This window comes from Bradyrhizobium sp. LTSPM299, assembly GCF_000938235.1.
In the GTDB taxonomy this organism is placed as follows: Bacteria; Pseudomonadota; Alphaproteobacteria; order Rhizobiales; family Xanthobacteraceae; genus Bradyrhizobium.
In genome coordinates, this window is sequence record NZ_JYMU01000043.1 from 61,171 (window position 1) to 82,868 (window position 21,698).

At 63.6% G+C, this 21,698-nt stretch carries 23 protein-coding genes; 16 read left to right on the plus strand and 7 right to left on the minus strand.

What is annotated here, in order from left to right; genetic code table 11:
- Positions 1 to 39 precede the first annotated feature (39 nt).
- A complete protein-coding gene (locus UP10_RS21250; RefSeq protein ID WP_044589235.1) occupies positions 40 to 453 on the plus strand; it encodes a hypothetical protein in 414 nt (137 codons plus the stop codon).
- On the plus strand, positions 453 to 713 hold the full coding sequence (locus UP10_RS21255) for a CPBP family intramembrane glutamic endopeptidase (RefSeq protein WP_044589236.1): 261 nt from the start codon (positions 453 to 455) through the stop codon (positions 711 to 713). Before UP10_RS21250 ends, UP10_RS21255 begins: the two co-directional genes overlap by 1 nt.
- Here UP10_RS21255 and UP10_RS21260 read toward each other — a convergent pair.
- Both UP10_RS21260 and ruvX read right to left on the minus strand, forming a co-directional pair.
- Positions 710 to 1,633 carry an AEC family transporter gene (locus UP10_RS21260; protein ID WP_044589237.1) on the minus strand — a complete coding sequence of 308 codons (924 nt, stop codon included), beginning with the start codon at positions 1,631 to 1,633 and terminating at the stop codon, positions 710 to 712. The two genes, UP10_RS21255 and UP10_RS21260, sit on opposite strands and share 4 nt — an antisense overlap.
- Positions 1,634 to 1,635: 2 nt before the next feature.
- Entirely contained in the window at positions 1,636 to 2,118 is a 483-nt protein-coding gene (gene ruvX / locus UP10_RS21265) for a Holliday junction resolvase RuvX (protein WP_044589238.1), read from the minus strand.
- 276 nt (positions 2,119 to 2,394) lie between these two features.
- Here ruvX and UP10_RS21270 point away from each other — a divergent pair, with 276 nt between their 5' ends.
- On the plus strand, positions 2,395 to 4,572 hold the full coding sequence (locus tag UP10_RS21270) for a DNA/RNA non-specific endonuclease (RefSeq protein ID WP_044589239.1): 2,178 nt from the start codon (positions 2,395 to 2,397) through the stop codon (positions 4,570 to 4,572).
- Between the two features lie 149 nt (positions 4,573 to 4,721).
- Entirely contained in the window at positions 4,722 to 6,077 is a 1,356-nt protein-coding gene (locus tag UP10_RS21275; RefSeq protein ID WP_044589240.1) for an alpha/beta fold hydrolase, read from the plus strand.
- Positions 6,078 to 6,113: 36 nt separating this feature from the next.
- On the opposite strand, the gene UP10_RS21280 is transcribed toward UP10_RS21275, so the two are convergent.
- Positions 6,114 to 7,004, minus strand: coding sequence for a LysR family transcriptional regulator (locus tag UP10_RS21280; protein WP_044589241.1), 891 nt, complete (start codon positions 7,002 to 7,004; stop codon positions 6,114 to 6,116).
- Positions 7,005 to 7,107: 103 nt separating this feature from the next.
- On the opposite strand from UP10_RS21280, the gene UP10_RS21285 reads away from it, so the two are divergent.
- The 10 genes from UP10_RS21285 to UP10_RS21335 all read left to right on the plus strand — a co-directional run bounded on the left by UP10_RS21285 (position 7,108) and on the right by UP10_RS21335 (position 16,945).
- Positions 7,108 to 8,091 carry an NAD(P)H-dependent flavin oxidoreductase gene (locus UP10_RS21285; protein WP_044589242.1) on the plus strand — a complete coding sequence of 328 codons (984 nt, stop codon included), beginning with the start codon at positions 7,108 to 7,110 and terminating at the stop codon, positions 8,089 to 8,091.
- A gap of 38 nt (positions 8,092 to 8,129) precedes the next feature.
- Positions 8,130 to 9,206 (plus strand): NAD(P)H-dependent flavin oxidoreductase, encoded by a 1,077-nt coding sequence (locus UP10_RS21290; protein ID WP_044589243.1) that lies wholly within the window; start codon positions 8,130 to 8,132, stop codon positions 9,204 to 9,206.
- Positions 9,207 to 9,307: 101 nt separating this feature from the next.
- Entirely contained in the window at positions 9,308 to 9,622 is a 315-nt protein-coding gene (locus tag UP10_RS21295) for an NIPSNAP family protein (protein ID WP_044589314.1), read from the plus strand.
- Positions 9,623 to 9,728: 106 nt separating this feature from the next.
- On the plus strand, positions 9,729 to 10,016 hold the full coding sequence (gatC, locus tag UP10_RS21300; RefSeq protein WP_044542557.1) for an Asp-tRNA(Asn)/Glu-tRNA(Gln) amidotransferase subunit GatC: 288 nt from the start codon (positions 9,729 to 9,731) through the stop codon (positions 10,014 to 10,016).
- A gap of 29 nt (positions 10,017 to 10,045) precedes the next feature.
- Entirely contained in the window at positions 10,046 to 10,288 is a 243-nt protein-coding gene (locus UP10_RS21305) for a hypothetical protein (protein ID WP_044589244.1), read from the plus strand.
- Positions 10,285 to 11,757: an Asp-tRNA(Asn)/Glu-tRNA(Gln) amidotransferase subunit GatA gene (gatA, locus tag UP10_RS21310; protein WP_044589245.1), complete on the plus strand. Its 1,473-nt coding sequence runs from the start codon at positions 10,285 to 10,287 to the stop codon at positions 11,755 to 11,757. The genes UP10_RS21305 and gatA overlap by 4 nt, the downstream gene beginning before the upstream one ends.
- Positions 11,758 to 11,760: 3 nt before the next feature.
- Entirely contained in the window at positions 11,761 to 12,051 is a 291-nt protein-coding gene (locus UP10_RS21315) for a hypothetical protein (RefSeq protein WP_044589246.1), read from the plus strand.
- 155 nt (positions 12,052 to 12,206) lie between these two features.
- Entirely contained in the window at positions 12,207 to 13,568 is a 1,362-nt protein-coding gene (locus UP10_RS21320; RefSeq protein WP_044589247.1) for a patatin-like phospholipase family protein, read from the plus strand.
- Between the two features lie 97 nt (positions 13,569 to 13,665).
- On the plus strand, positions 13,666 to 15,150 hold the full coding sequence (gene gatB, locus UP10_RS21325) for an Asp-tRNA(Asn)/Glu-tRNA(Gln) amidotransferase subunit GatB (protein WP_044589248.1): 1,485 nt from the start codon (positions 13,666 to 13,668) through the stop codon (positions 15,148 to 15,150).
- A gap of 1,528 nt (positions 15,151 to 16,678) precedes the next feature.
- The gene (locus tag UP10_RS21335; protein ID WP_044589250.1) at positions 16,679 to 16,945 is read left to right on the plus strand and encodes a hypothetical protein; all 267 of its coding nucleotides are present in this window, start codon (positions 16,679 to 16,681) and stop codon (positions 16,943 to 16,945) included.
- Positions 16,946 to 16,984: 39 nt separating this feature from the next.
- Here the strand turns inward: UP10_RS21335 and UP10_RS45895 are convergent, their stop codons facing one another.
- The 4 genes from UP10_RS45895 to UP10_RS21350 all read right to left on the minus strand — a co-directional run bounded on the left by UP10_RS45895 (position 16,985) and on the right by UP10_RS21350 (position 19,857).
- Positions 16,985 to 17,314: a sulfite exporter TauE/SafE family protein gene (locus UP10_RS45895; RefSeq protein WP_245321802.1), complete on the minus strand. Its 330-nt coding sequence runs from the start codon at positions 17,312 to 17,314 to the stop codon at positions 16,985 to 16,987.
- Positions 17,269 to 17,742: a TSUP family transporter gene (locus UP10_RS45900; protein WP_245321803.1), complete on the minus strand. Its 474-nt coding sequence runs from the start codon at positions 17,740 to 17,742 to the stop codon at positions 17,269 to 17,271. The genes UP10_RS45895 and UP10_RS45900 overlap by 46 nt, the downstream gene beginning before the upstream one ends.
- Positions 17,743 to 17,812: 70 nt before the next feature.
- Positions 17,813 to 18,532, minus strand: coding sequence for an AraC family transcriptional regulator (locus UP10_RS21345; protein WP_044589251.1), 720 nt, complete (start codon positions 18,530 to 18,532; stop codon positions 17,813 to 17,815).
- Positions 18,533 to 18,594: 62 nt separating this feature from the next.
- Positions 18,595 to 19,857: an MFS transporter gene (locus UP10_RS21350; protein ID WP_044589252.1), complete on the minus strand. Its 1,263-nt coding sequence runs from the start codon at positions 19,855 to 19,857 to the stop codon at positions 18,595 to 18,597.
- Between the two features lie 202 nt (positions 19,858 to 20,059).
- Here UP10_RS21350 and gcvA point away from each other — a divergent pair, with 202 nt between their 5' ends.
- Entirely contained in the window at positions 20,060 to 20,956 is an 897-nt protein-coding gene (gcvA, locus tag UP10_RS21355; RefSeq protein WP_044589253.1) for a transcriptional regulator GcvA, read from the plus strand.
- A gap of 158 nt (positions 20,957 to 21,114) precedes the next feature.
- Positions 21,115 to 21,333, plus strand: coding sequence for a hypothetical protein (locus UP10_RS45345; RefSeq protein WP_197086870.1), 219 nt, complete (start codon positions 21,115 to 21,117; stop codon positions 21,331 to 21,333).
- Positions 21,334 to 21,698 lie beyond the last annotated feature (365 nt).

Below are 21,698 nucleotides of genomic sequence, written 5' to 3' on the forward strand. Positions count from 1 at the left end.
GTCCCGGCTTCGGCAAAATCGCCGCGGACGTAGGACTTCGTGGAAACGACGCTGATTGGCCTTGTGGCCTACGGTGCCTTTGCCGTGACGGCGGCAATTGTCCTCACCATCCTCCTGCTCGCGCACTACGGGACAATCCCGTTGAGTCATGTTGAGTACGAGGGACGGTGGCAAGGCGCTGCTCTCGTTGTGGGGAGTCCGGCCGCCATAGTCGTGCTTTGGCTTGCGATCCGAAGGATCGGCCGCGAGTTCTCGGAGTATCTTGCGCTGAATTGGCCGGGCGCGGGAGAGTTCTTTCTCGCGTTAACGGTCGCAGCCGTGCTGTGGATCGCGGAAGGCTATTTCCGTGCTTTCGTGGGTGCAGATGATAGTTCGCTCGCTCCCCGTTTAAGCGTTCAAGGACAGGTTGGTTTGCTGACCCTTCTCATCGGTGGCTGCAAGCGGCGCCAGTGATGGAAGAGTTCATCGTCCGCGGCTTCATGTTTCGTGGCTGGTCGCAATCTTTCCTGGGTCCAATCGGGGCCATCGTGCTGACATCAGTGGTTTGGGCAATGAACCACACTCAATACGATTGGCCCGGTCGCCTCTGTATATTCGTCTCTGGCCTGGCTCTCGGCTATTTTCGCTGGCGTAGCAATTCAACATGGCTAACCGTGATGGTTCATTCGACCACCAATATCGTCAGCTTTTTCGTGGTGGGACCTTACGTCTAAGGCCTGGCCCAGGCGATCGCGATCGGCATCGTGATCGCGGCCAAGATCGTCTGCAGCGTGATAATCTGGGCGAGCAGCGGGGCGTCGCCGCCCATCTGGCGGGCCAGCACATAGGCGGACGGGGAGGTCGGCACTGCTGCGCAGGCGGCCACGATCGCGAGATTTGCGCCGGTGAGGCCGAACCAGACGGCCAGCGCGACCGCGAGCACCGGCATCAGGATCAGCTTCAGCACCACCGCCACGCTGGCGGCGAGGCTCGGTCGGAACAGGCCTTCCAGGTGCAATCCGGCCCCGGTCACGAGCAGGCCGATCGCCAGCGACGAGCCGCCGAGCGCATTGGCGACCTCGTGCCAGATTTTTGGCAGCGGGATCTGCGCCACGTTGACGACAAGGCCAATGACGCAGGCCCAGATCAGCGGGTTCTTCACCACCGTCATCACGATCGCGCCCGGCGACCGTTTTTCCGATGAAGCGTAGCGCGCCAGGACGGCGACGCTGAACACATTCACCAGCGGGATGATCGCCACCATCGCGACGGAGGCCAGCGCCAGTCCTGTGCTGCCATAGAGATTACCCGACACCGACAACGCGACATAGGTCTGCCAGCGGGTCGCGCCCTGGAAGATCGAGGTGAAGGCGGGGCCGTCGACGCCGGCGCGCGCGATCGGGGCGCGCAGCGCGATGCAGAGCAGCGACATTATGAGTGCCGAGAACAACAGCGCGCCGCCGACGCCTGCGACCGGTACTTTTGTCAGATCAGCCTTCACCAGCGTCTGCACTAGCAGCACCGGGAACAGCACGTAGTAGGTCAGCTGCTCCAGCCCGTGCCATTGGGTATCGCGCATCAGCGTGCGCTTGAGGATGACGCCGAGCACGATCAGCAGGAACACCGGCAGCAGTGCCGCGATCACCACGGCCATGGTCAGCGGTCCCTGCGGAGCGTCGCGAGCCGGTCCAGCGCGCCCTGCAGGATGAAGATCGCGGCGTGCTCGTCGATCACCTCGGCGCGGCGTGCGCGGCTGACATCCATCCCGATCAATTCGCGCTCGACCGCCGCGGTCGAGAGCCGTTCGTCCCACAGCGCGATCGCAAGCGGGGTGAGACTGGCGAAGTTGCGGGCGAAGGCGCGGGTCGATTGCGCGCGCGGGCCTTCGCTGCCGTCCATGTTGATCGGCAGGCCCAGCACGAAGCCGACCACGTTGCGCTCGGCCGCAAGCGCCAGCAGCCGCGCCGCGTCGGCCTTGAACGCCTTGCGCTTGATGGTCTCGACGCCGGTCGCAAGCCGCCGGTCAGAATTTGAGACCGCGACGCCAATGGTCTTGGTGCCGAGATCGAGTCCGATCAGCGCGCCACGCTCGGGCCAGTGCGATGCGGCATCGATCAGGGGAAGGATGGGAGCGGGCATGGCCTGCGCATAGCACGCGGCCGCGTGGTGACGCAAAGCCCGATCACGGTGCCGCGTCCAGGCGGAAGCGCGACGCCCGGAAGGCCATTCATCGATAGGTTGTGCGACTGTAGGCCGCAACTCGATCGCGTCGAGTTGTGATCCAGGTAACAATCGAGACGCATGGGCCGTGAGACAAGCTTGCGCAACGCGCGGCGCCGAGGTGAATGCTCCCTGCCGGTTCGCGCCACCAGCGGTTTTCGGAGCATACGATTTTTCCTTCCGCCGGAGAGCATCATGCTGATCAAACCGAACCTTATCGCCGCCTCGGAGCAACGCCTCAAGCAGGCGGATGTTTCGCCCACCGCTCTGGACAAGAAGCTGGGCGACGGCCCGCTCAATCTGTCGCCCGAAAAGAAGCAGATGCGCCAGCGGCAACTGCTGCAGCAGACCGATGACGTCCAGGCGGTTCAGATCGGACTGGAACGGATCATCGAGGGCAATGATCTCGACAGCATCAACTATCTGGCAAAGGGGACGCTAGCGTCGCATCCGATCTGCCGCATTCAGCTTAAGGACGCGCGCGCCAACCTAATTGGTTATGCGTCCGGCTTCCTGATCGGGCCTGGCCTCTTGATGACCAATCATCACGTTTTCGGCAGTCCCGGCGACGCCGCCAATTCGATCGCCGACTTCGACTATGAACTCGACGTCGCCGGCATGGAACGCGCGATTGTCAGGTTCGGCTTCGAGCCCGCACGGTTCTTCTACACCAATGACAAGCTCGATTATTCGATCGTCGCCGTGGCGCCGAAATCGCTGTCGGGCGACAGGGATTTGACCGAATGGGGATGGCTGCCGCTGAGCGGCGAGCCGGGTAAGGGCGACCCCGGCGAATATCTCACCATCATCCAGCACCCGGGCGGTGAGCTCAAACAGGTCTGCGTCCGCGAAAACAAGCTGCTGCAATATGTCGGAGACTTCGTCTGGTACAAGACCGACACCACGGCTGGCTCGTCGGGTTCCCCCGCATTCAACCGGTTCTGGCAGGTGATCGCGCTGCACCACAGCGGTGTGCCGAAGAAGAGCGCGGCCGGTCACATCCTGACCACGGACGGCAAGGAGTGGGATTCCTCGATGGACGAGACGTTGATCGACTGGATCGCCAATGAAGGCGTGCGGGTCAGCGCGATCGTCGCCGATCTCAAGGTCGCGGTCGGTTCAAATTCGGTGATCAAGCCGGTGCTGGATCAGCAACAGCCGCCTCCACCTCCGTCGCCGCAGCAGCCGGGCACCGAGAAAGTGGTCCTGCCGACAATCTATGGCGCAAACCTGTGGCTGGAGCAGGCCGGTGATGTGACCACACTCGTGGTGCCACTTCGCGTCCCGATGCCTGTGATCAAGCTGCAAGCCGCCGCGGCAGCCCCGGTCGCTGCGCCGCCCGTTGCGGTCAAGGCGCCGCCGATCGTCCCGGCGGGACCGCAGATCGGCGCCGCAACCGGCATGGTGATGGAGGCGGTGCATATCGACCAGACCACGCTGGGCTCGCGGCCCGGATACAAGGCGAACTTCATCGGCAGCGGCAAGCTGTCGGTACCGCTGCCCAAGATTCCGGCCGGGCTCAAATCGAAGGTGGCGACGCTCAAGGGCAGTTCCGGGCAGAGCGAACTGAAATATTTCAACTACAGCGTGGTGATGAACAAGGAGCGCAAGTTCGCCTTCTTCAGTTGCGTCAACATCGACGGTGGCAAGCAACAGGATGTCGGCAAGCGCGAGGGCGATTCCTGGCTGCGCGACCCGCGGATCGACGACGACGTCCAGGTCGGCGACGAGTTCTACAAGAAGCAATCGACCTTCGAGGCGGACCGCATCGCCAATCCGTTCGACCGCGGCCATCTGGTGCGCCGGCTCGACGCCACCTGGGGTGATACTGTCGACGAAGCCAAAGAGCACGGCGACGATTCATTCCACTTCACCAATTGCTCGCCGCAGTTCTTTTCCTTCAACCAGGGCAAGCAATTGTGGGCCGGTCTCGAAGACTACACGCGCGATGTGCTGCTGAAGGACGAGGAGAAGGGCATCGTCATGAACGGCCCGGTATTCGACGGGCCCGACGCCGACGGCAGCGATTTGCCTAAACCCTCCGGCAAGCCGCACAAGGATCCCAGCTTCGGCGGCGTTCAGATCCCGAAATATTTCTGGAAGATACTGATCACAAAGGGCGACGACGGCCTCAAGGCCGCGGCGTTCCTGATGAGCCAGCGCGACCTCGTCATGGGCATCGCCCGGATCCAGGAGACCGACGATAGTCTCGAAAAGCTGTCGGAAACCGATGTCAAAGTCTTCCAGGTCTCGATCGCCGACCTGACGAAACTGACCAAGCTCGACTTCGGCAACCTTGATTCCGCAGACGCCCATGAAGCGACCGCGGTCGGACCACGCAAGATCGAGACGTTCGACGACATCAGGATCTAGGACGTTGCCGCTGTCGGTCTTTGCTGCTCTACTTCCGGTGTAGCGCGATTGTGCCTGGCCCAGCTTCCCTGCCTTTCCGAAAAGGCCGGAAGCCGGACGGGTTGTGAAAGATCCGTAAGCGGTAACGGACAGTTATCGGAGGACGCATCTTGGAGCGCAGGCTTGCAGCAATTCTGGCTGCGGATGTAGCTGGCTACAGCCGCCTCATGGGCATCGATGAGGAAGGCACGCACGCCCAATTGAAGGGGCATCGCCAAGCGTTGCTCGATCCGAAAATCGAAGAACACCGGGGCCGGATCGTCAAGTCGACCGGAGACGGCGTGCTGGTCGAGTTCGCCTCCGTGGTTGACGCGGTGCGATGCGCCGTTGACGTGCAGCGCGGCATGAGCGAGCGGAATGCGCGGGTCAGTGTCGACAAGCGGATCGAATTTCGCGTTGGCATCAACCTCGGCGACGTCATGATCGAAGATGACGACATCTATGGCGATGGCGTCAACATCGCCGCGCGGCTTGAGGGGATAGCCGAACCGGGTGGAATCTGTATTTCGCGTCAGGCCCACGATCATCTGGTCGAAAAACTCTCGTTCACTTGTGAGAAAATGGGGTTTCGCAACCTCAAGAACATAGCGAAGCCCGTCGAGGTCTTCTCGGTCAATTTCAGTTCCGTCAGCATGGCGCAGCAGATCAATTATTGCCGGGCGCCCGATGGGGTGCGCCTTGCCTATGCGTCCGTGGGGCAGGGGTCACCCTTGGTCAAGACAGCGAACTGGATGAATCACCTCGAATACGATTGGGAGAGCCCGATCTGGCATCATTTGCTGGAAGGGTTGGCGAAAGAACACACGCTGGTTCGATACGACGCGCGAGGCAACGGGCTGTCGGATTGGGATGTCGATGAGGTGTCTCTCGACGCGTGGGTCAGCGATTTGGAAACCGTGGTCGACGCCATGGGGCTCGACCGCTTTCCGCTTCTGGGCGTCTCGCAAGGGTGTGCCATTTCCATTGCCTATGCGGCGCGGCATCCGGAGCGCCTGTCTCACCTGATCCTGTATGGCGGTTTTGCGCTGGGCGGCGCCAAGCGATCGCCGCAGGAGCTTGAGAAGCGCAAGGCGATGGGGACCTTGATGCGGCTTGGCTGGGGCATGGATGATCCGGCATTCCGGCAGATGTTCACCTCGCATTTCATTCCTGAAGGCACCAAGGAACAGGCTGATTGGTTCAACGACCTGCAGCGCAAGACCACATCGGCTGAATGCGCGGCGCGTTACTTTGACGTGGTGGGATATGTCGATGTGCGCGAGCTGCTCCCGCAGGTGAAGGTGCCGACGCTCGTCATGCATGTGCGTGACGATCTGATGGTTCCGATCGATGCGGGGCGTCAAATGGCGGCCAGGATTCCCGGTGCGCGTTTCATCGCGCTTCCCGGGCGCAATCACCTTTTCCTGAAGCACGAACCCGCCGCGGCCCGGTTCTTCGACGAGATCAAGCTGTTCTTGACCAAATGATCCCGCTGGCGAGCCCGCGCTGCATGATCGCCTGCCTCAGGCGGCGATCACGCGATCGCCACCGCCAAGGCAGGCGGCAAATCCCTGCAGCGCGCTGTACTGATGCGCGGTGCGGCGCTGGATGAACAGCGTCTCGACGCGCGCGTGCTGCGGGCTAAGCCTGTGGATGCTGACGTCGCGCTGGACGTGATCGCGCTCGACGACGGTGCGCGGCAGCATGGTCACGCCCATGTCGGCGGCAACGCAGCCGATCATGCCATCGAGCGTGCCGAGCTCGAAGCGCGCCGCCGACGGCCAGCCGAACTCGGTGAAGGCCTGCTCGAGGCGCTGCCGGTAGGTGCAGCCGGTGCGGAACACCAACGCCGTCGGGCCTGACTCCGGCGTGCCGGCACGCAAGGCGGCGAGGGACGTCCAGCGTTGCGCGGTGACCAGCACCAGCTCTTCCTGGAAGGCGACCGTCGAGACGAGCTCGGCGTGCTCGATCGGGCCGGCTACAAACGCGCCGTCGAGCGTACCGTCGAGCACGGCGGCGACAAGATCGGCGGTCGGGGCGGTCCGCAGCGTCAGGCGCACGGCGGGATAGCGGCGATGGAAATCGGCCAGCAGCGTCGGCAGCCGCACGGCGGCGGTCGTCTCCATCGAGCCGATCGACAGCGGACCCTTCGGCTCGCCATCATCGCGCGCGGCGAGCACCGCCTCGCGCGACAGCGCCGCCATGCGTTGCGCGTAAGGCAGCAGCCGTCGGCCGGCGCCGGTCAGCGTCATGCCGCGGCTGTGCCGCTCGAACAGCGCGGTGCCGATCTCGGCCTCCAGCGCCTTGATGCGCTGGGTGACGTTGGACTGTACGGTGTGGAGTTCCTCGGCGGCGCGCGTAATGCCGCCGAGCCGGGCGACGGTGGAGAAGGTGAGGAGATCGGTCAGTTCCACGGCACGCCCCGTTTCATTTTGGAGATGACAGCGTTCTCTAGTATTCACTTTCCGAGAATGATAGTTCGGCCTAGGCTGTGTGTCCAGATTGCAGGGGTGGGACATGTCGATCAGCACGTCATTGACCGTTCGTTTGGGGATAAGGCATCCGATCCTCTCCGCGCCGATGGATGTGATAGCAGGCGCCCGGCTGACGGCGGCGGTCAGCGCCGCCGGAGGTTTTGGCATTCTCGGCGGCGGTTATGGCGACAAAGCTTGGCTCGAGCAGGAAACGGCAAAACTCGCGCGCGGTCAGCATCCCTTCGGCATCGGTTTTATCACCTGGAGTCTGGCGAAGCGGCCCGAGCTTCTGGATATCGCGCTGGCGGCGAAGCCGCAGGCGATCATGCTGTCGTTCGGCGATCCCAGGCCGTTCGCGCCGCGCATCAAGGCTGCGGGGGCGTTGCTGATCTGCCAGGTTCAGGATGAAGACATGGCGCGACAAGCGCTCGATGCCGGTGCCGACATTCTCATCGCCCAGGGCAGCGAGGCCGGCGGCCACGGCGCGTCGCGCACCACCATCGACATCGTGCCGGCGATCGTCGATCTCGCGGCCGGGCGCGTGCCGGTCGCAGCGGCCGGCGGTATCGGCGACGGACGCGGACTTGCGGCGATGATGATGTTGGGCGCATCCGGCGTGCTGCTCGGGACGCGGTTTTACGCCAGCCAGGAATGCGATGGCGCCGAAGCGGCCAAGAGGATTATCTGCGAAGCGAAAAGCGGGAGTAGCTTCAGGGGGATTATCTTCGACCTCTCGCGCAACAATGTCTGGCCTGCGCCGTTTAATGGCCGCTGCCTGATCAACGATCATGCGCGCCGATGGATGGGTCGCGAAGTCGAACTGCTGCAGAACGTGAATGCGGTTGCCGCCGAATATGCCGCCGCCAGGGCTGCCGGCAACTTCAATATCGCCGCCGTCATCGCCGGCGAAGCCATCGGGCTGATCCATGACATTCCGCCGGCAGCCGAGATCGTCGACAGGATCGTCACCGAGGCCGACCAGATCCTGACCGGGCGGCGCAATTCGTCCGCGGCTACGCAAGCCTGATTCACGCCAATTCCAATTCACCGGAGCGCGCACAACCGATGTGGCCAGATCGTCGACTAATCGACCTCTTCAAAATCGAATTTCCGATCGTGCAGGCGCCGATGGCGGGCGTGATGGATGCCGACCTCGTGATCGCGGCGACGCAAGGCGGGGCGCTGGGCTCGCTGCCGTGTGCGATGATTTCCGCCGAAAAAGCCCGCGAGCAGATCAACATCATCCGCCAGCGCGTGTCTGCGCCGATCAACGTCAACTTCCCTTGTCAGGCGCCGGCCGATTCCGATCCCGTACGCGAGGCCGGATGGAAGCTGCGGCTTTCACCCTATTATCATGAACTGGGCCTCGATCCGGCGGCGCCGCTCCATGCCACCAACCGCGCGCCGTTCGACGAGGCGATGTGCGTGCTGGTGGAAGAAACCAAACCGGAAGTCGTCAGCTTCCATTACGGTCTGCCGGATCAGGCGCTGGTGAAGCGCGTCAAGGCGGCCGGCTGCCTCGTGATGTCGTCGGCGACCATTGTGAGAGAGGCGATCTGGCTGGAAGAAAACGGCTGCGACATCATCATCGCGCAGGGGGCTGAGGCCGGCGGCCATCGCGGCATGTTCCTGACCGACAATGTCGCCGAGCAGCCCGGTACGTTCGCGCTGGTGCCGCAGGTGGTCGATGCAGTGAAGGTGCCTGTGATTGCGGCCGGCGGCATCGCCGATGGGCGTGGGATCGCAGCGGCCTTCGCGCTCGGCGCGTCCGGCGTGCAGATCGGCACGGCCTATCTGCGCTGCCCGGAATCGACCGTCGGTCCCGCGGCCCGCGTTGCGCTGGCGCAGGCACGGGACGATACGACCGTCATCACCAATGTGATGACCGGCCGGCCGGCGCGCGGCGTCGCCAACCGCGTCATGCGCGAGGTCGGCCCGATTTCATCCGACGCGCCTGCGTTCCCGCATGCCGCCACCGCCCTCGGGCCGCTGAAGGCGGCTGCCGAAAAGCAGGGCAAGGTCGATTTCACCAATCTTTGGGCCGGCCAGGCGGTCCGGATGGGTCGTGAGATGCCTGCCGCCGAGCTCACCAGGGCGCTGGCGGGGGCCGCATTGGCACGGATGAGCCAGTTGGCGGGCTGAATTGAAGCTCTGTCTGGCGCTATTCAGTAGATGTGAGTCAGCCGTCTGGGATATCCAGCTGTGGCGAGACGGCAGTTCACCTGGCGCGGGAGCATCAGAGCATGATTACGTGTTACCTGCGGTACGAAGTCGACCCGGACAAGCTCGCCGACTTCGAGGCTTACGGCGCGATGTGGCTGGAGCTGATGCCCCGGTTTGGCGGTATTCATCACGGCTATTTTCTGCCGTCCGAGGGAGCCAGCGACGTCGCCCTGGCGATGTTCAGCTTCCCGAGCCTCGCGGCCTACGAGCAGTATCGCAAGGACGCTGCCTTGGATCCGGACGTTCGGAAGGCCGTGGCCTTCGCCAAGGAGACGGGCTGCTTCATCCGTTATGAACGGTCGTTTTTCCGGCCTTTGCTCCCGAAAAGCGCATAGCCCGGACGCCTCGGGATGCGTTCCTGCGGTTGCGGCGCAAAACCGGCGTCTGCTATACGGCAGGCTGACCTTTGAGCCTGACCTTTGAGCCTTGGGACCCTACATAATGTCCGTAGACGCCACGACTGTCCGCCGCATCGCGCATCTGGCGCGGATCGCGGTCAGCGACGCCGAAGTTCCCCACCTCCAGGGCGAGCTGAACGCGATGCTGGCCTTTGTCGAGCAGCTCTCGGAGGTGAACGTCGAGGGCGTCGAGCCGATGACCTCGGTGACGCCGATGGAGATGAAGAAGCGCGCCGACGTGGTCAATGACGGCGAGATCGCCGATGACATCGTCCGCAACGCGCCAGATACGCTGAACCATTTCTTCCTGGTGCCGAAGGTGGTCGAGTAGTTCTTTTACGATCCGGGAACGACAGTCCGATGTGCATGCTGTGCGACGATGAGAAGGCCTACAAGGCCTATATGGACTTCCTCGACGTGATGGAGCGGAAGGGCAAGGTCGCCGATCCCAATGAGGCGATCGATGCCGTGCTCGACCAGCTCGAGGCGCTCGATGCGGCACGCGCCAAGGAAAATATGAAGGCCAATACCAAGTCCTCGCAAGACGATCCCGCCAACGACAAGACCCTGTCTCCGTTCTTTTGCAGCCCGATCAATAAATGACTGATTTGACATCGATGACGATCGCCGAGGCCCGTCAGGGCCTGGCGAACAAGTCTTTCACCGCACTTGAGTTGACCGAGGCGCATCTCGCCGCGATCGAGGCTGCGCGCATGCTCAATGCCTATGTCTTGCCGACGCCCGATCGCGCGCGCGAGATGGCGAAGGACGCCGACGCGAAAATCGCGAAGGGCGAGGGCGGCCCGCTCGCCGGGATTCCGCTCGGCATCAAGGACCTGTTCGCGACCCGCGATATCCGTACCACCGCGTGCTCGAAGATTCTCGGCAATTTCATCCCGCCCTACGAGTCGACGGTGACGTCGCAGCTCTGGCGCGACGGTGCGGTGCTGCTCGGCAAGCTCAACAATGACGAGTTCGCGATGGGCTCGTCGAACGAGACCTCGTGCTTCGGCCCGGTGACCAACCCGTGGCGGCGCGGAGGCTCCAACACCGCGCTGGTGCCGGGCGGTTCGTCTGGCGGCTCGGCCTCGGCGGTGGCGGCGCTGCTCTGCATGGGGGCGACCGCGACCGACACCGGCGGCTCGATCCGCCAGCCGGCGGCGTTCACCGCGACCGTCGGCATCAAGCCGACCTATGGCCGCTGTTCGCGCTGGGGCATCGTCGCGTTCGCGTCCTCGCTCGACCAGGCCGGTCCGATTGCGCGCAACGTGCGCGACGCCGCGATCCTGATGCGCTCGATGGCCGGCCACGATCCGAAGGACACGACGTCGGTCGATATCGCCGTGCCGGATTACGAGGCCGCGATCGGCAAGTCCGTGAAGGGCATGAGGATCGGAATCCCCAAGGAGTATCGTCTCGACGGCATGCCGGCCGAGATCGAGAAGCTCTGGAGCGAGGGCGCGGAATGGCTGAAGGCGGCAGGCGCCGAGCTCGTCGAAGTGTCGCTGCCGCATACCAAATACGCACTGCCGGCCTATTACATCGTGGCGCCGGCGGAGGCCTCGTCCAACCTCGCGCGCTATGACGGCGTGCGCTATGGCCTCCGCGAGCCGGGCAAGAACGTCATCGAGATGTACGAGAACAGCCGCGCCGAAGGTTTTGGCGACGAGGTGCGCCGCCGCGTGATGATCGGCACCTATGTGCTGTCGGCGGGCTATTACGATGCCTATTACCTACGTGCGCAAAAGGTGCGGACGCTGATCAAGAAGGACTTTGAGGACTGCTTCGCCAAGGGTGTGCACGCGATCCTGACACCGGCGACGCCGTCGGCAGCGTTCGGTGTCGGCGAGAAGGGCGCGGATCCGGTCGAGATGTATCTCAACGACATCTTCACCGTGACCGTGAACATGGCGGGCCTGCCGGGCATCGCGGTCCCATCGGGCATGGATGCGCAGGGCTTGCCGCTCGGCCTGCAACTGATCGGCCGTCCGTTCGACGAGGAGACGCTGTTCTCGCTCGGCGCCGTGATCGAGCAGGCGGCGGGCCACTTCACACCGCCGAAATGGTGGTGAGCGATGGCCGAGTTCCGCGCCAGTCTCGCTGACGCTGCGCCTGATGCGACGCTGTCGCCGCCGCTCGCCGCGCTGTGGTGGGCGGCCAAGGGCGAGTGGGACCAGGCGCACAAAATCGTGCAGGACGAAAGCGACGCCAATTCGGCGTGGGTGCACGCCTATCTGCATCGCGTCGAGGGCGATCTCGGCAATGCCGGCTACTGGTATCGGCAGGCCGGACAGCCCGTCGCGAAGGACTCGCTGGAAGCCGAGTGGCAGCGCATCGTGTCCACGCTGCTGCCCCAGCGCACGTAATCGTGCCGGTGCCGAGGCACCGCGATCATTAACCCTGTTTCGGCCGCCATGCCGCCGCCCAGATTGCCCGTGATACGCTTGCGGAACCGGGGCGGGGGCCCAGTGGCAAGAGAGTATTCGTGCGTGGGTCGGGCATAGGGGCGTGGCTGCCGGCAATGCTGGTGGCCGTGGTGGCGGCGGGCCTTGCGGGCTGCGCGACCGTCTACAATCTGCCCGGCAATGTGCCGCTTGGTGCCGCGCTCGCCGACAATAATGGTGCCCGCGACATTCCGGACTACCAGGACGACATGCTGCTGGCGCTGTCGTTCTCCGGCGGCGGCACGCGTGCCGCGGCGTTCTCCTTCGGCGTGCTCGGGGAACTCGACCGCGCGCGGTCCGGTGTATCAGGCGCAAAGACGCTGCTCGACCGCGTCGACTTCGTCTCTGGGGTCTCGGGCGGCTCGGTCACCGCGGCCTATTTCGGGTTGAAGCGCCGCGCAGCGCTCGACGATTTCCGCGAACGCTTCCTGCTGCGCAACGCCGAAGAGGGACTGAAGACCCAGATCTCGCTCGGCAATATCGGACGTGCGCTCGGCGGCGGCATCAACGACAGCCAGTTCACCGATTGGCTCGACCGCAATCTGTTCAACGGTGCGCGCTTCGATGCGTTGTCCGACGACCGAAGGCCGCGGGTCTGGATCAACGCCTCCGACATCTACAACCGCACGCCCTTTGTGTTCGGCAAGACCGCCTTCGACGCGCTGTGCAGCGACATCCGCTCCTACCGCGTCGCCGAAGCGGTGGCAGCGTCAGCGGCGGTGCCGCTGGCGTTCGCGCCGATCGTGCTGGAGACCTTTCCCGGCGGCTGCAAGGCGCCGCTGCCGCCTTGGCTGGAACGGGTGCGCAATGATCCGAATGCGCAGCCGCTGCTGCGCTCGTTTGCCGAAGCCCAGGCGCGCTACCGCGACGGCTCGATGCGCTACGTCAAGCTGCTCGATGGCGGCCTCGTCGATAATTACGGCCTGTCCGGCATCAGCATCGGGCTGCTCGCGGCGCAGCGGCCCTACGAGCCGTTGAGCGAGCGGCAGGCGGCAAAACTCAGGCGCGTCCTGTTCCTGGTGGTCGATGCCGGTCGCGGCATCTCCGGCGACTTTGTGCAGACGCTGGAGGGACCGAACGGGGTCGAACTGGTGTCCGCGGCGGCCGATACCGCGATCGATTCCAGCGTACGCTCGAGCTACGCGGCGTTCACGGCGCTGGCCAATGATTGGAACGGCAAGCTGAAGCGCTGGCGCTGCGGCCTGTCGGCGGCCGAGCGCGTGAGGCTCGGCGTCGGCGCCAACTGGAAGTGCGGCGACGTCTCCTTCTATATCGAGCGGCTGAGCTTCGACCAGCTTGGCCCCGAGCGCGCCGGCATCCTGAACGCCATCCCGACGCGGTTTTCGCTGCCGGCGGAGCAGGTCGACCAGCTGATCGCCGGCGGCGGCGATGCCCTGCGTTTGAGCAAGGCGTATCAATCGTTCCGGCACGGGCTGTAAAGCGCAAGAAATCATGCGCCGGGGCGGCTTGACTGCCGCTTTCGGTTGCGCGAAGCCCAATCCATCCCAGATATCAGATGTCCGGATACCGAGAGCCATGAACGCTTCTGCCGCACCCCACAAATTGATCAAAGGCGCCACCGGCGACTGGGAAGTCGTGATCGGCCTGGAGGTCCATGCCCAGGTCACCTCGAACTCAAAGCTGTTCTCGGGCGCGTCCACCGCGTTCGGCGGCGATCCCAACAGCCATGTCTCGCTGGTCGATGCCGCGATGCCGGGCATGCTGCCGGTCATCAACGCGGCGTGCGTCTGCCAGGCGGTGCGCACCGGCCTCGGGCTGAACGCGAAGATCAACCTGCGCTCGGTGTTCGACCGCAAGAACTATTTCTATCCGGACTCGCCGCAGGGCTACCAGATCAGCCAGTACAAGTCGCCGATCGTGGGCGAGGGCGAGGTGGTGATCGAGCTTGACGGCGGCCGCAGCGTCACTGTTGGCATCGAACGCCTGCATCTGGAACAGGACGCCGGCAAGTTGCTGCACGACCAGTCGCCGACGATGTCCCATGTCGACCTCAACCGCTGCGGCGTCGCGCTGATGGAGATCGTCTCCAAGCCCGACATTCGCGACGCCGAGCAGGCTAAGGCTTACGTGACCAAGCTGCGCTCGATCCTACGCTATCTCGGCACCTGCGACGGTGACATGGAGAAGGGCAGTCTGCGCGCCGACGTCAACGTCTCCGTGCGCAAGCCGGGCGGTCCGCTCGGTACCCGCTGTGAAATCAAGAACATGAACTCGGTCAACTTCATCGGCCAGGCGATCGAGTACGAGGCGCGGCGCCAGATCGAGATCATCGAGGAGGGCGGCAGCATCGACCAGGAGACGCGGCTCTTCGACCCGAACAAGGGCGAGACGCGCTCGATGCGCTCGAAGGAGGAGGCGCACGACTACCGTTACTTCCCCGATCCGGATCTGCTGCCGCTCGAGTTCAGTCAGGCCTTCGTCGACGAGCTCAAGGCGGATCTGCCGGAACTGCCGGACCAGAAGAAGTCCCGGTTTATTACGGGCTTCGGTCTCTCATCCTATGATGCGAGCGTGCTGGTCGCCGAGCGCGAGAGCGCCGACTTCTACGAGACGGTGTTGTCCGGCCTCGCCGACAAGGCGCGCGACGGCAAGCTTGCCGCCAACTGGGTGATCAACGAACTGTTCGGGCGGCTGAACAAGGAGAGCCGCGACATTGCGGCCTCGCCGGTGTCGGCCGAGCAACTCGGCGCGATCGTCGGTCTGATCGGCGAGGGGACGATTTCCGGCAAGATCGCCAAGGACTTGTTCGAGATCGTCTGGCAGGATGGCGGCGATCCGCGCGCGCTCGTCGAAACGCGCGGCATGAAGCAGGTCACCGACCTCGGCGCGATCGAGAAGGTGGTCGACGACATCATCGCAGCCAATCCGGACAAGGTCGCGCAAGCCAAGGCGAAGCCGCAGCTGGTCAGTTGGTTCGTCGGTCAGGTGATGAAGTCGTCCGGCGGCAAGGCTAACCCGCAGGCTGTCAACGATCTGCTGAAGTCCAAGCTCGGCATCTGAGCGAACACCGAAGACGACGCGGATGCATCGTCTCGATCATCCCTCGGTCGTCTCTTCCGGTCTCGTCGCACGCGTGTGAGCGCGACGTGATCTTGCCTCACACGCTGCCCTTCGTTGTCGCGATGACGCCTGTCGTGACCGAATCGCCCTGTCGGCGATTCGTCCGGAAATCCGGTTTTGGCGACCGCCGATGGGGCGAAGACGGGTTACCCACGAAAATTTTTTCATTGCCAAATTCTGCGACTCAGCGTCCGCGCCGACGCGTTTTTCGGCCGCGGCATCGACTCACAACGATGACGATCGCGCATCGATCGACGAGATGCGAGTTCAGAAAATGCCTTTGGCGCTAGCCTTTCCTGCGATGTTGACAAATGCCGATGTCGGCGGTGGCTGCACTTTTTACATCGTCGCGCGAGCGCGTCGTCGAATTGTTCGGCGACGCGCGCGGCACCGCGGCGCATCGCTGCGTCAACACTTCCTTAAGCGAGACGCTGTTTTTTTCGATGTGTTGGTGTATTCGGGATGGGTGTGCATCTCGATTCCCGAATGCACGCAGCGAAGTAGAGCCATCTCACACATACTGGAGGGCAACATGGCTAAGAAAGCTAAGAAGGCTAAGAAGGCGAAGAGCGCAGTGAAGAAGACTGCGAAGAAGACCCGCAAGGTCGCCAAGAAGAAGAAGTAACTCTTCTCGGCTCGAGAGGATTGCCGGCGGCTTGATGCCGGCGCGTCACGAGAGCCACCGGGCGGACTGCCTCAAGGCAAAGTCTCCCGAGGCTCTGGTTGACGAAAGAGGGTGTCGGCGAGACATCAGGTCAAACGGCTGGATCGAATTTCGGCAGGGCTTGCTCTTGAAAGAGAGTTCGCTCTCCCCAGATCGGTCCGGCAGAAGAAGCAAGAGCTTTCTTCGTTCGGTGCGGATGCTTCTGGCTCCGCAATTTCACCGGCGCGAATGCCCAAGTGAGATCTGGCCCTGACGTGTTCGCCGACGCCCTCGTTCCGGCGGCCCGCGCACTCCGCGCCCGGCACCCATTTTCCAAACATCTGTTCCTTGATCGCCTGCAGGCCGGACGGCTTTGCTTGCCGCTCGCGCGTCCGATGCGCGGGGAACCCTGACCTGCTCGTCGGTCCTTACGACCTTTCCTCGACCCCAAATCCGATTGCGCGTGACGATGGCCGTCACCGGCCGCGCCGCCTTTGTCTGCGATGGTTATCGCAATCCGAAGCACAAGGGTAAACCGGCGTTCACGAATGCCGGGAAGTGCCTGCGGCACAGGCACTTCTGCGATTCCCGGAATCGCGGGGCGTGGCGCCAATTTACACCCCGTTCATCGCGATACTTAAACCGCTCTTCAAATTTGATGGGCCATGATCATCCCAACAAGCCGGCCAACGGCGAGCGCGTAATCCGAAGGATTAGCGCGGCGCATGATCAAGGATCAGCGCGGGGAAGATGAGGCGATTTGGACAGTGGACGGGGGCCGCGCTCGGGGGAGGGCGGCCAACAACAAAAAGGGGAGTTGCGACAATGTTTCAGGGTTTCATCGATCAGGACACCGCCATCCCGGTTGCGGCGACTGCGATCCAGGACGTGCTGTTCGAGCGCGGTCTTTACTGGGCGAGCGGCCGCTCCGGTGTGGTCAACCTCGTCGCCGCGCATAAATGGTTCAACCTCGCCGCCCTGAAGGGCCGCGCCGAGGCAATCGCGATGCGCCGCGAGATCGCCGAGCAGATGTCGGATGTCGAGATCGCCTCCGCCCAGCGCGAAGCCCGCGCGTGGATGACGACGCACTAACGGCGGTTCTGGCGCGGGGGCTTTGCCCCCTTGCCATGTCTAGAACCAGTATCGCGCCGCGTAGATCACGGTCATCGCGGCTCCCGCCACGATCACGACTTGCCGGACGATGTCGCCGGGAAGAATCCGGATCAGGTGGCCGCCGGCATATCCGCCGATCAGGGCGCCGAGCAGCATCACCGCGGTTTCGGGCCACCGCACGGCCCCCTGCATGATGAAGATCACGGTCGCGGCTGACGCGACACAGGTCGCGAGCAGGTTCTTCAACGCCTTGATGGCGCGGATGTCGTTCGGCTCGGTGATCGACAGCACGGCGGTCAGGATCACGCCGAGGCCGGCGCCGAAGAAGCCTCCATAGATGCACGCCAAGCCGACGACTGCACTGCTTGAGCCGGTCGCCAGATCGGCTCCTGATGCCGGGTGCTCCAGGCCTGAATTTGCGGCGCGAAGGCAAAGAGCAGCGTCGCTGACGCGATCAGGGCCGGCACCGGCAGCACGAACAGCTGTTCCGGCAGCAGCAGTAGGACGACTGCCCCGACAACTCCGCCAAGAAGCGAGACGACGACGAAGCTGATGATACGCGATGTCGGCGGCGGAAGCTTTTCGAGATCGGCGAACGCGGCGATCAAATGCCCCGGCGAAATCGCGACGGCGTTCGACGCATTGGCGGTGATGGCCGGCAGACCCGCGGCGAGCATCGCCGGAAACGTGATCAGCGTGGCGCCGCCCGCCACCGCATTGATGAGCCCACCTGCAACGCCAGCCGCCAGCAACAGAAGACTTATCTGGATATTCATCCTTCACCCTCTCGGGTTGGGACGATAGCGGGCGCCGCGTGGACCCGTCTGGAACGTCTGTGACTTCAGTTTAATCGCGCCAGTAGACGCCGGGCGTTGTTCCGAACGTCCGGCGGAACAGCCGAGTGAGGTGGCTCTGATCGGAAAATCCCGCCTCGGCCGCCACCGCGGCGATCGGCTCGCCGTCCCTGAGCAATTGCCGGGCAAGGTTCAGCCGGGCGAGGATCCGGAACGCGTGCGGCGAGACCCCGAGTTGGCGCGTCACCAGGCGGCTGAATCCTTCACGGCTTCGGCCAAAGCGCGCGGCAATGTCGCCGATCCGCTCGGTGCTTTCCGTCAAGCTGTGACCGAGCTTCGCCCTGTCTGAAGTCACGGTCGACGGAAGGCGTTCGCGAGACAGGATGTTGTCCGCGATCTCCCGGACGTGTTCAGGCGATACGTCGCGGACGCTCTGCCAACGACGGTGGATGCGGGAGATTCGAAGCACCGACGGCGAGCGGCTGGCCGGAACATAGGCGTTCAGGCAAACTGTCTCCTGGTCCGACGTCGCGATCGGCGCATGCAGCAGCCCCGCTGGAATGGATGCCGCATGCCCCGCCGGCACCGTGACGGTCGCGCCATTGACGCGGAAGGCGCGGGCGCCCGACAGAACCAGCACGATCTGGGTCTCATCATGGAAATGCGGCTTGAGACCGAGCGAGCCCGCACCGCGCCACGATGCGAGCTCGACGATGCCGGCATCGTCAGCTCGTCGATAAGTCCAGGCATTGGTCGAGGCGAAATGGGTCATCGTAGGACACGAAACTGACTATCGAGGTGATAGTGGAGCGTAGCACAGCCGGGCGCCGGCCGTCATGACGGCACCGTCGACGCAACCGGCGAGCCGGTTCGCATCGTCGCCACCGCGATGAGGGCGGCGACGACGTTGGCGGCGGCGCTGATCGCGATCGGAATGACATAGCTGTGGCTGACGTCGAATGCGAAGCCTGCCGCGCTCGGGCCCAGCAGCGTTCCGATCGCGACGCTGGTGTAGAGGATACCGATGATGCCGCCGACATTGCGGCCGCCGAAATGGTCGGTGACGACAGCGGGCAGGATCGCAACCCAGCCGCCATAGAACACGCCGAACAGCAGCGCGAAGATCGCCAGCGACCAGAATCCACTGGCGACCGCCCAGATCGCGAGCGAGACGGCCATCCCGGCATACATCGCGATGAGGAACGTATCCCGTCCGATCCGGTCGGCGATGCCGCCCAGAAAGAAACGGCCGGCGGTGCTGCCGACGCCGATCATCCCGAGCAGCAACACCGCAGCCGCCGGCGCCACCTGATGGTCGACGGCAAAGGGCACCAAATGCACGAACGGGACGAACACCCCGAAGGCGCTGATCAGGCACGCCGCATAGAGGCCGGCGAAGCGGCGTGTCCGCACCGCATCGCGGATCGATACGCCCTGGCGTGCGGGCGAACCCGACAGCTGATCGAGTGGATCGCCGTCCGGTCCGGTGCCATGCCGGCGCGGATCGTCTGATATCAGCAACGATGATCCGATGCCGATGACGGCGGCCATGATGCCCAGCACGAGATAGGCGTCGCGCCAGCCGAGGTTTGCAATCAGCCAGGTCGCGAGCGGCGGCATCACCAGCGTTCCGACGCCGATGCCGCTGACGGCGAGCCCCGATGCGAAGCCGCGCCGCTTGACGAACCAGCGTTGCACGGCGCCGAGCGTCGGCACATAGGCGCAGCCGACACCGGCTCCGATGCCAATGCTGTATGCGGCATAGACCTGAACGATGGTCTGGGCCTGGCTCGCCAGGACAAGGCCAAGACCGACCAGCCCCATGCCCAGCGCCGCCAGGTTCCGCGCCCCCCAGCGGTCGGCAAACGGACCCGAAATCACGCCGAGGCCGAAATAGAGGAAGCCTGCGAAGGAGAACACCAGCGACACCGAACCGCGTGAGGCGCCGAAATCGCGTTGCAGGGATTCCACGAACGAGGAGAACGTGTAGGCGCTGCCGAAGCCGACGAACGTCACGACGAAGGCAGCGGCCACGACGAGCCAGCCGTAGAACAGTTTTGTCTTGGGATGATCGGTGGTCACAGCAGTCGTCCTCATGGTCGCTCCGATGGCGTTGTGCGGTTGGCGGTGTCGCCGGGCGGATACGCTTCCCAACGAGTATGTAGAAAATCTAATGTGTCTAGCAAAAGTTTGTCCGCATTGACGCGGTTCAAGGCAGCACGATATGCTAATAAAGTACTGGTATTCATGAGTTCGCAAACCAGAATTCCTTCTCTTATTAGATTAGAAAATCTAAATCATGAGCCATAAGCTTCCGCCCCTGAATGCGCTGAAGGCGTTCGAGTCCGCTGCCCGCCATCTCTCGGTGAAGCTCGCGGCCGAGGAGCTTTGCGTGACGCCCGGCGCCGTCAGCCAGATGCTGAAGACGCTCGAATTGCATCTCGGCGTAAAACTGTTCGAGCGCGTGCCGCGCGGCATCTATCTCACCGACGTCGGGCGCGACTATCTGCCGTCGATCCGCAATGCGTTTCGCCAGATCGCGGAGGCATCGCGCCGCGTCGCTGCGTCGACCGACGCCGGCGTGCTCACGGTCAGCGTCACGCCGTTCTTCGCATCCGCCTGGCTGGTGCCGCGCATGGCGTCGTTTCAGACCATGCATCCCGAGATCGATCTGCAGATCGTCACCAGCGGCGCGCTGGTGGATTTTTCACGAAGCGGCGTCGACGTCGCGGTTCGTCATGGTCTCGGCCGCTATCCCGGTCTGCGCAGCGACCGCGTGGTCACAGTCGAGATGGTGGTGGTTGCGGCGCCGTCGCTCGTCGCGCGCCTCGGACGGCCGACATCATCAGCCGATCTCGCGGGCTGGCCGCAGGTCCATGATGCCGATCGCAAGGGATGGAGCCTGTGGTTTCAGACCAACGGCATCGAGGAGGTTCGCGCGCCGCGCGGGCCGTCATTCGACGACACCGGTCTTCTCCTGACCGCCGTCTTGTCGGGGCAGGGCGCGGGCCTGCTGCCGGCGGCGATGGTGGAGAACGAAATCGGCAGCGGCGCGCTGATCCAGCTTTTGGAAACGACGCAGATGGAGGAGTTCGCGTACTACCTCGTTTGCCCCGACAACAGACAAGGGCTTCCGAAGATCGCCGCGTTCAGGGAGTGGATCCTGGGGCCGGCCCGATCGGCTCACGACAGATAGCGGATCATTGCTCGCGAGAAACAAATTGGCCGGCAGGGATCAGCGAACGATCACGAGATGTCGGCGAACGACGTGAGCAGGCTTCTGATCTCGCGGTCGTTCGCTGCGGTTTCGAACCCCAGTGTGGCGCGGAATCGACAGTAGCTGCGAATCGCTGATTGAGTTTCGTTTCCGCAGGCAAGCCTGCCGACGAACTGGTACTGAAGCGTTCTGAAATTTTTTTATTTTGGTACGCCGATGAATTTGAGGGGCGGCGGCATTTCTGGTCGCAACGCGGGGTGCACCCGCGGCAATGCCATTGCCAGATCGGGCCTGTGGATAGCCGCGTTTGTGTTCCTGTTCTGGTTATTTTCCCCGAGCCAAGCCTACGCGTTTGATTGGAGCAAGTGTGTCTCACCAAACCCGCTGGCATTTTCGAGCAAGACGGCAACGCCGACGCTGATCCTCGTCGGCGGCGGCGCGAACACCGACAGCGACGGCAACACGTGCGACCCTTTCGACCTTGGATTCTATGCAAGCAATACGGAATCGCCGTCATTTGCGAACTTCACTGCAACCGGTGCGAGTGGAGCGACTTACACGTTCGACTTCCTTTCTTGCAATTTTGTCACTAGCGGCGGACCCGGGAGCGGCGGTTGCGCCGCGGATGGATCAGCCAGTCTCAACACTTATTATGGGGTATCGGTCTCCTCGACGTCCGTAACATCGGACACCGTGACGCTTTTTGTCGATCCAACTGCCT

Coding starts and splice junctions, on each gene's coding strand:
- gatC (WP_044542557.1), top strand. CDS start 9,729: ATGTCCGTAGACGCCACGACTGTCCGCCGCATCGCGCATCTGGCGCGG.
- UP10_RS21305 (WP_044589244.1), top strand. CDS start 10,046: ATGTGCATGCTGTGCGACGATGAGAAGGCCTACAAGGCCTATATGGAC.
- UP10_RS21335 (WP_044589250.1), top strand. CDS start 16,679: ATGTTTCAGGGTTTCATCGATCAGGACACCGCCATCCCGGTTGCGGCG.
- gatA (WP_044589245.1), top strand. CDS start 10,285: ATGACTGATTTGACATCGATGACGATCGCCGAGGCCCGTCAGGGCCTG.
- UP10_RS21270 (WP_044589239.1), top strand. CDS start 2,395: ATGCTGATCAAACCGAACCTTATCGCCGCCTCGGAGCAACGCCTCAAG.
- UP10_RS21320 (WP_044589247.1), top strand. CDS start 12,207: ATGCTGGTGGCCGTGGTGGCGGCGGGCCTTGCGGGCTGCGCGACCGTC.
- gatB (WP_044589248.1), top strand. CDS start 13,666: ATGAACGCTTCTGCCGCACCCCACAAATTGATCAAAGGCGCCACCGGC.
- UP10_RS21285 (WP_044589242.1), top strand. CDS start 7,108: ATGTCGATCAGCACGTCATTGACCGTTCGTTTGGGGATAAGGCATCCG.
- UP10_RS21315 (WP_044589246.1), top strand. CDS start 11,761: ATGGCCGAGTTCCGCGCCAGTCTCGCTGACGCTGCGCCTGATGCGACG.
- UP10_RS45900 (WP_245321803.1), bottom strand. CDS start 17,742: ATGAATATCCAGATAAGTCTTCTGTTGCTGGCGGCTGGCGTTGCAGGT.
- UP10_RS21350 (WP_044589252.1), bottom strand. CDS start 19,857: ATGAGGACGACTGCTGTGACCACCGATCATCCCAAGACAAAACTGTTC.
- UP10_RS21255 (WP_044589236.1), top strand. CDS start 453: ATGGAAGAGTTCATCGTCCGCGGCTTCATGTTTCGTGGCTGGTCGCAA.
- UP10_RS21290 (WP_044589243.1), top strand. CDS start 8,130: ATGTGGCCAGATCGTCGACTAATCGACCTCTTCAAAATCGAATTTCCG.
- ruvX (WP_044589238.1), bottom strand. CDS start 2,118: ATGCCCGCTCCCATCCTTCCCCTGATCGATGCCGCATCGCACTGGCCC.
- UP10_RS21345 (WP_044589251.1), bottom strand. CDS start 18,532: ATGACCCATTTCGCCTCGACCAATGCCTGGACTTATCGACGAGCTGAC.
- gcvA (WP_044589253.1), top strand. CDS start 20,060: ATGAGCCATAAGCTTCCGCCCCTGAATGCGCTGAAGGCGTTCGAGTCC.
- UP10_RS21260 (WP_044589237.1), bottom strand. CDS start 1,633: ATGGCCGTGGTGATCGCGGCACTGCTGCCGGTGTTCCTGCTGATCGTG.
- UP10_RS21295 (WP_044589314.1), top strand. CDS start 9,308: ATGATTACGTGTTACCTGCGGTACGAAGTCGACCCGGACAAGCTCGCC.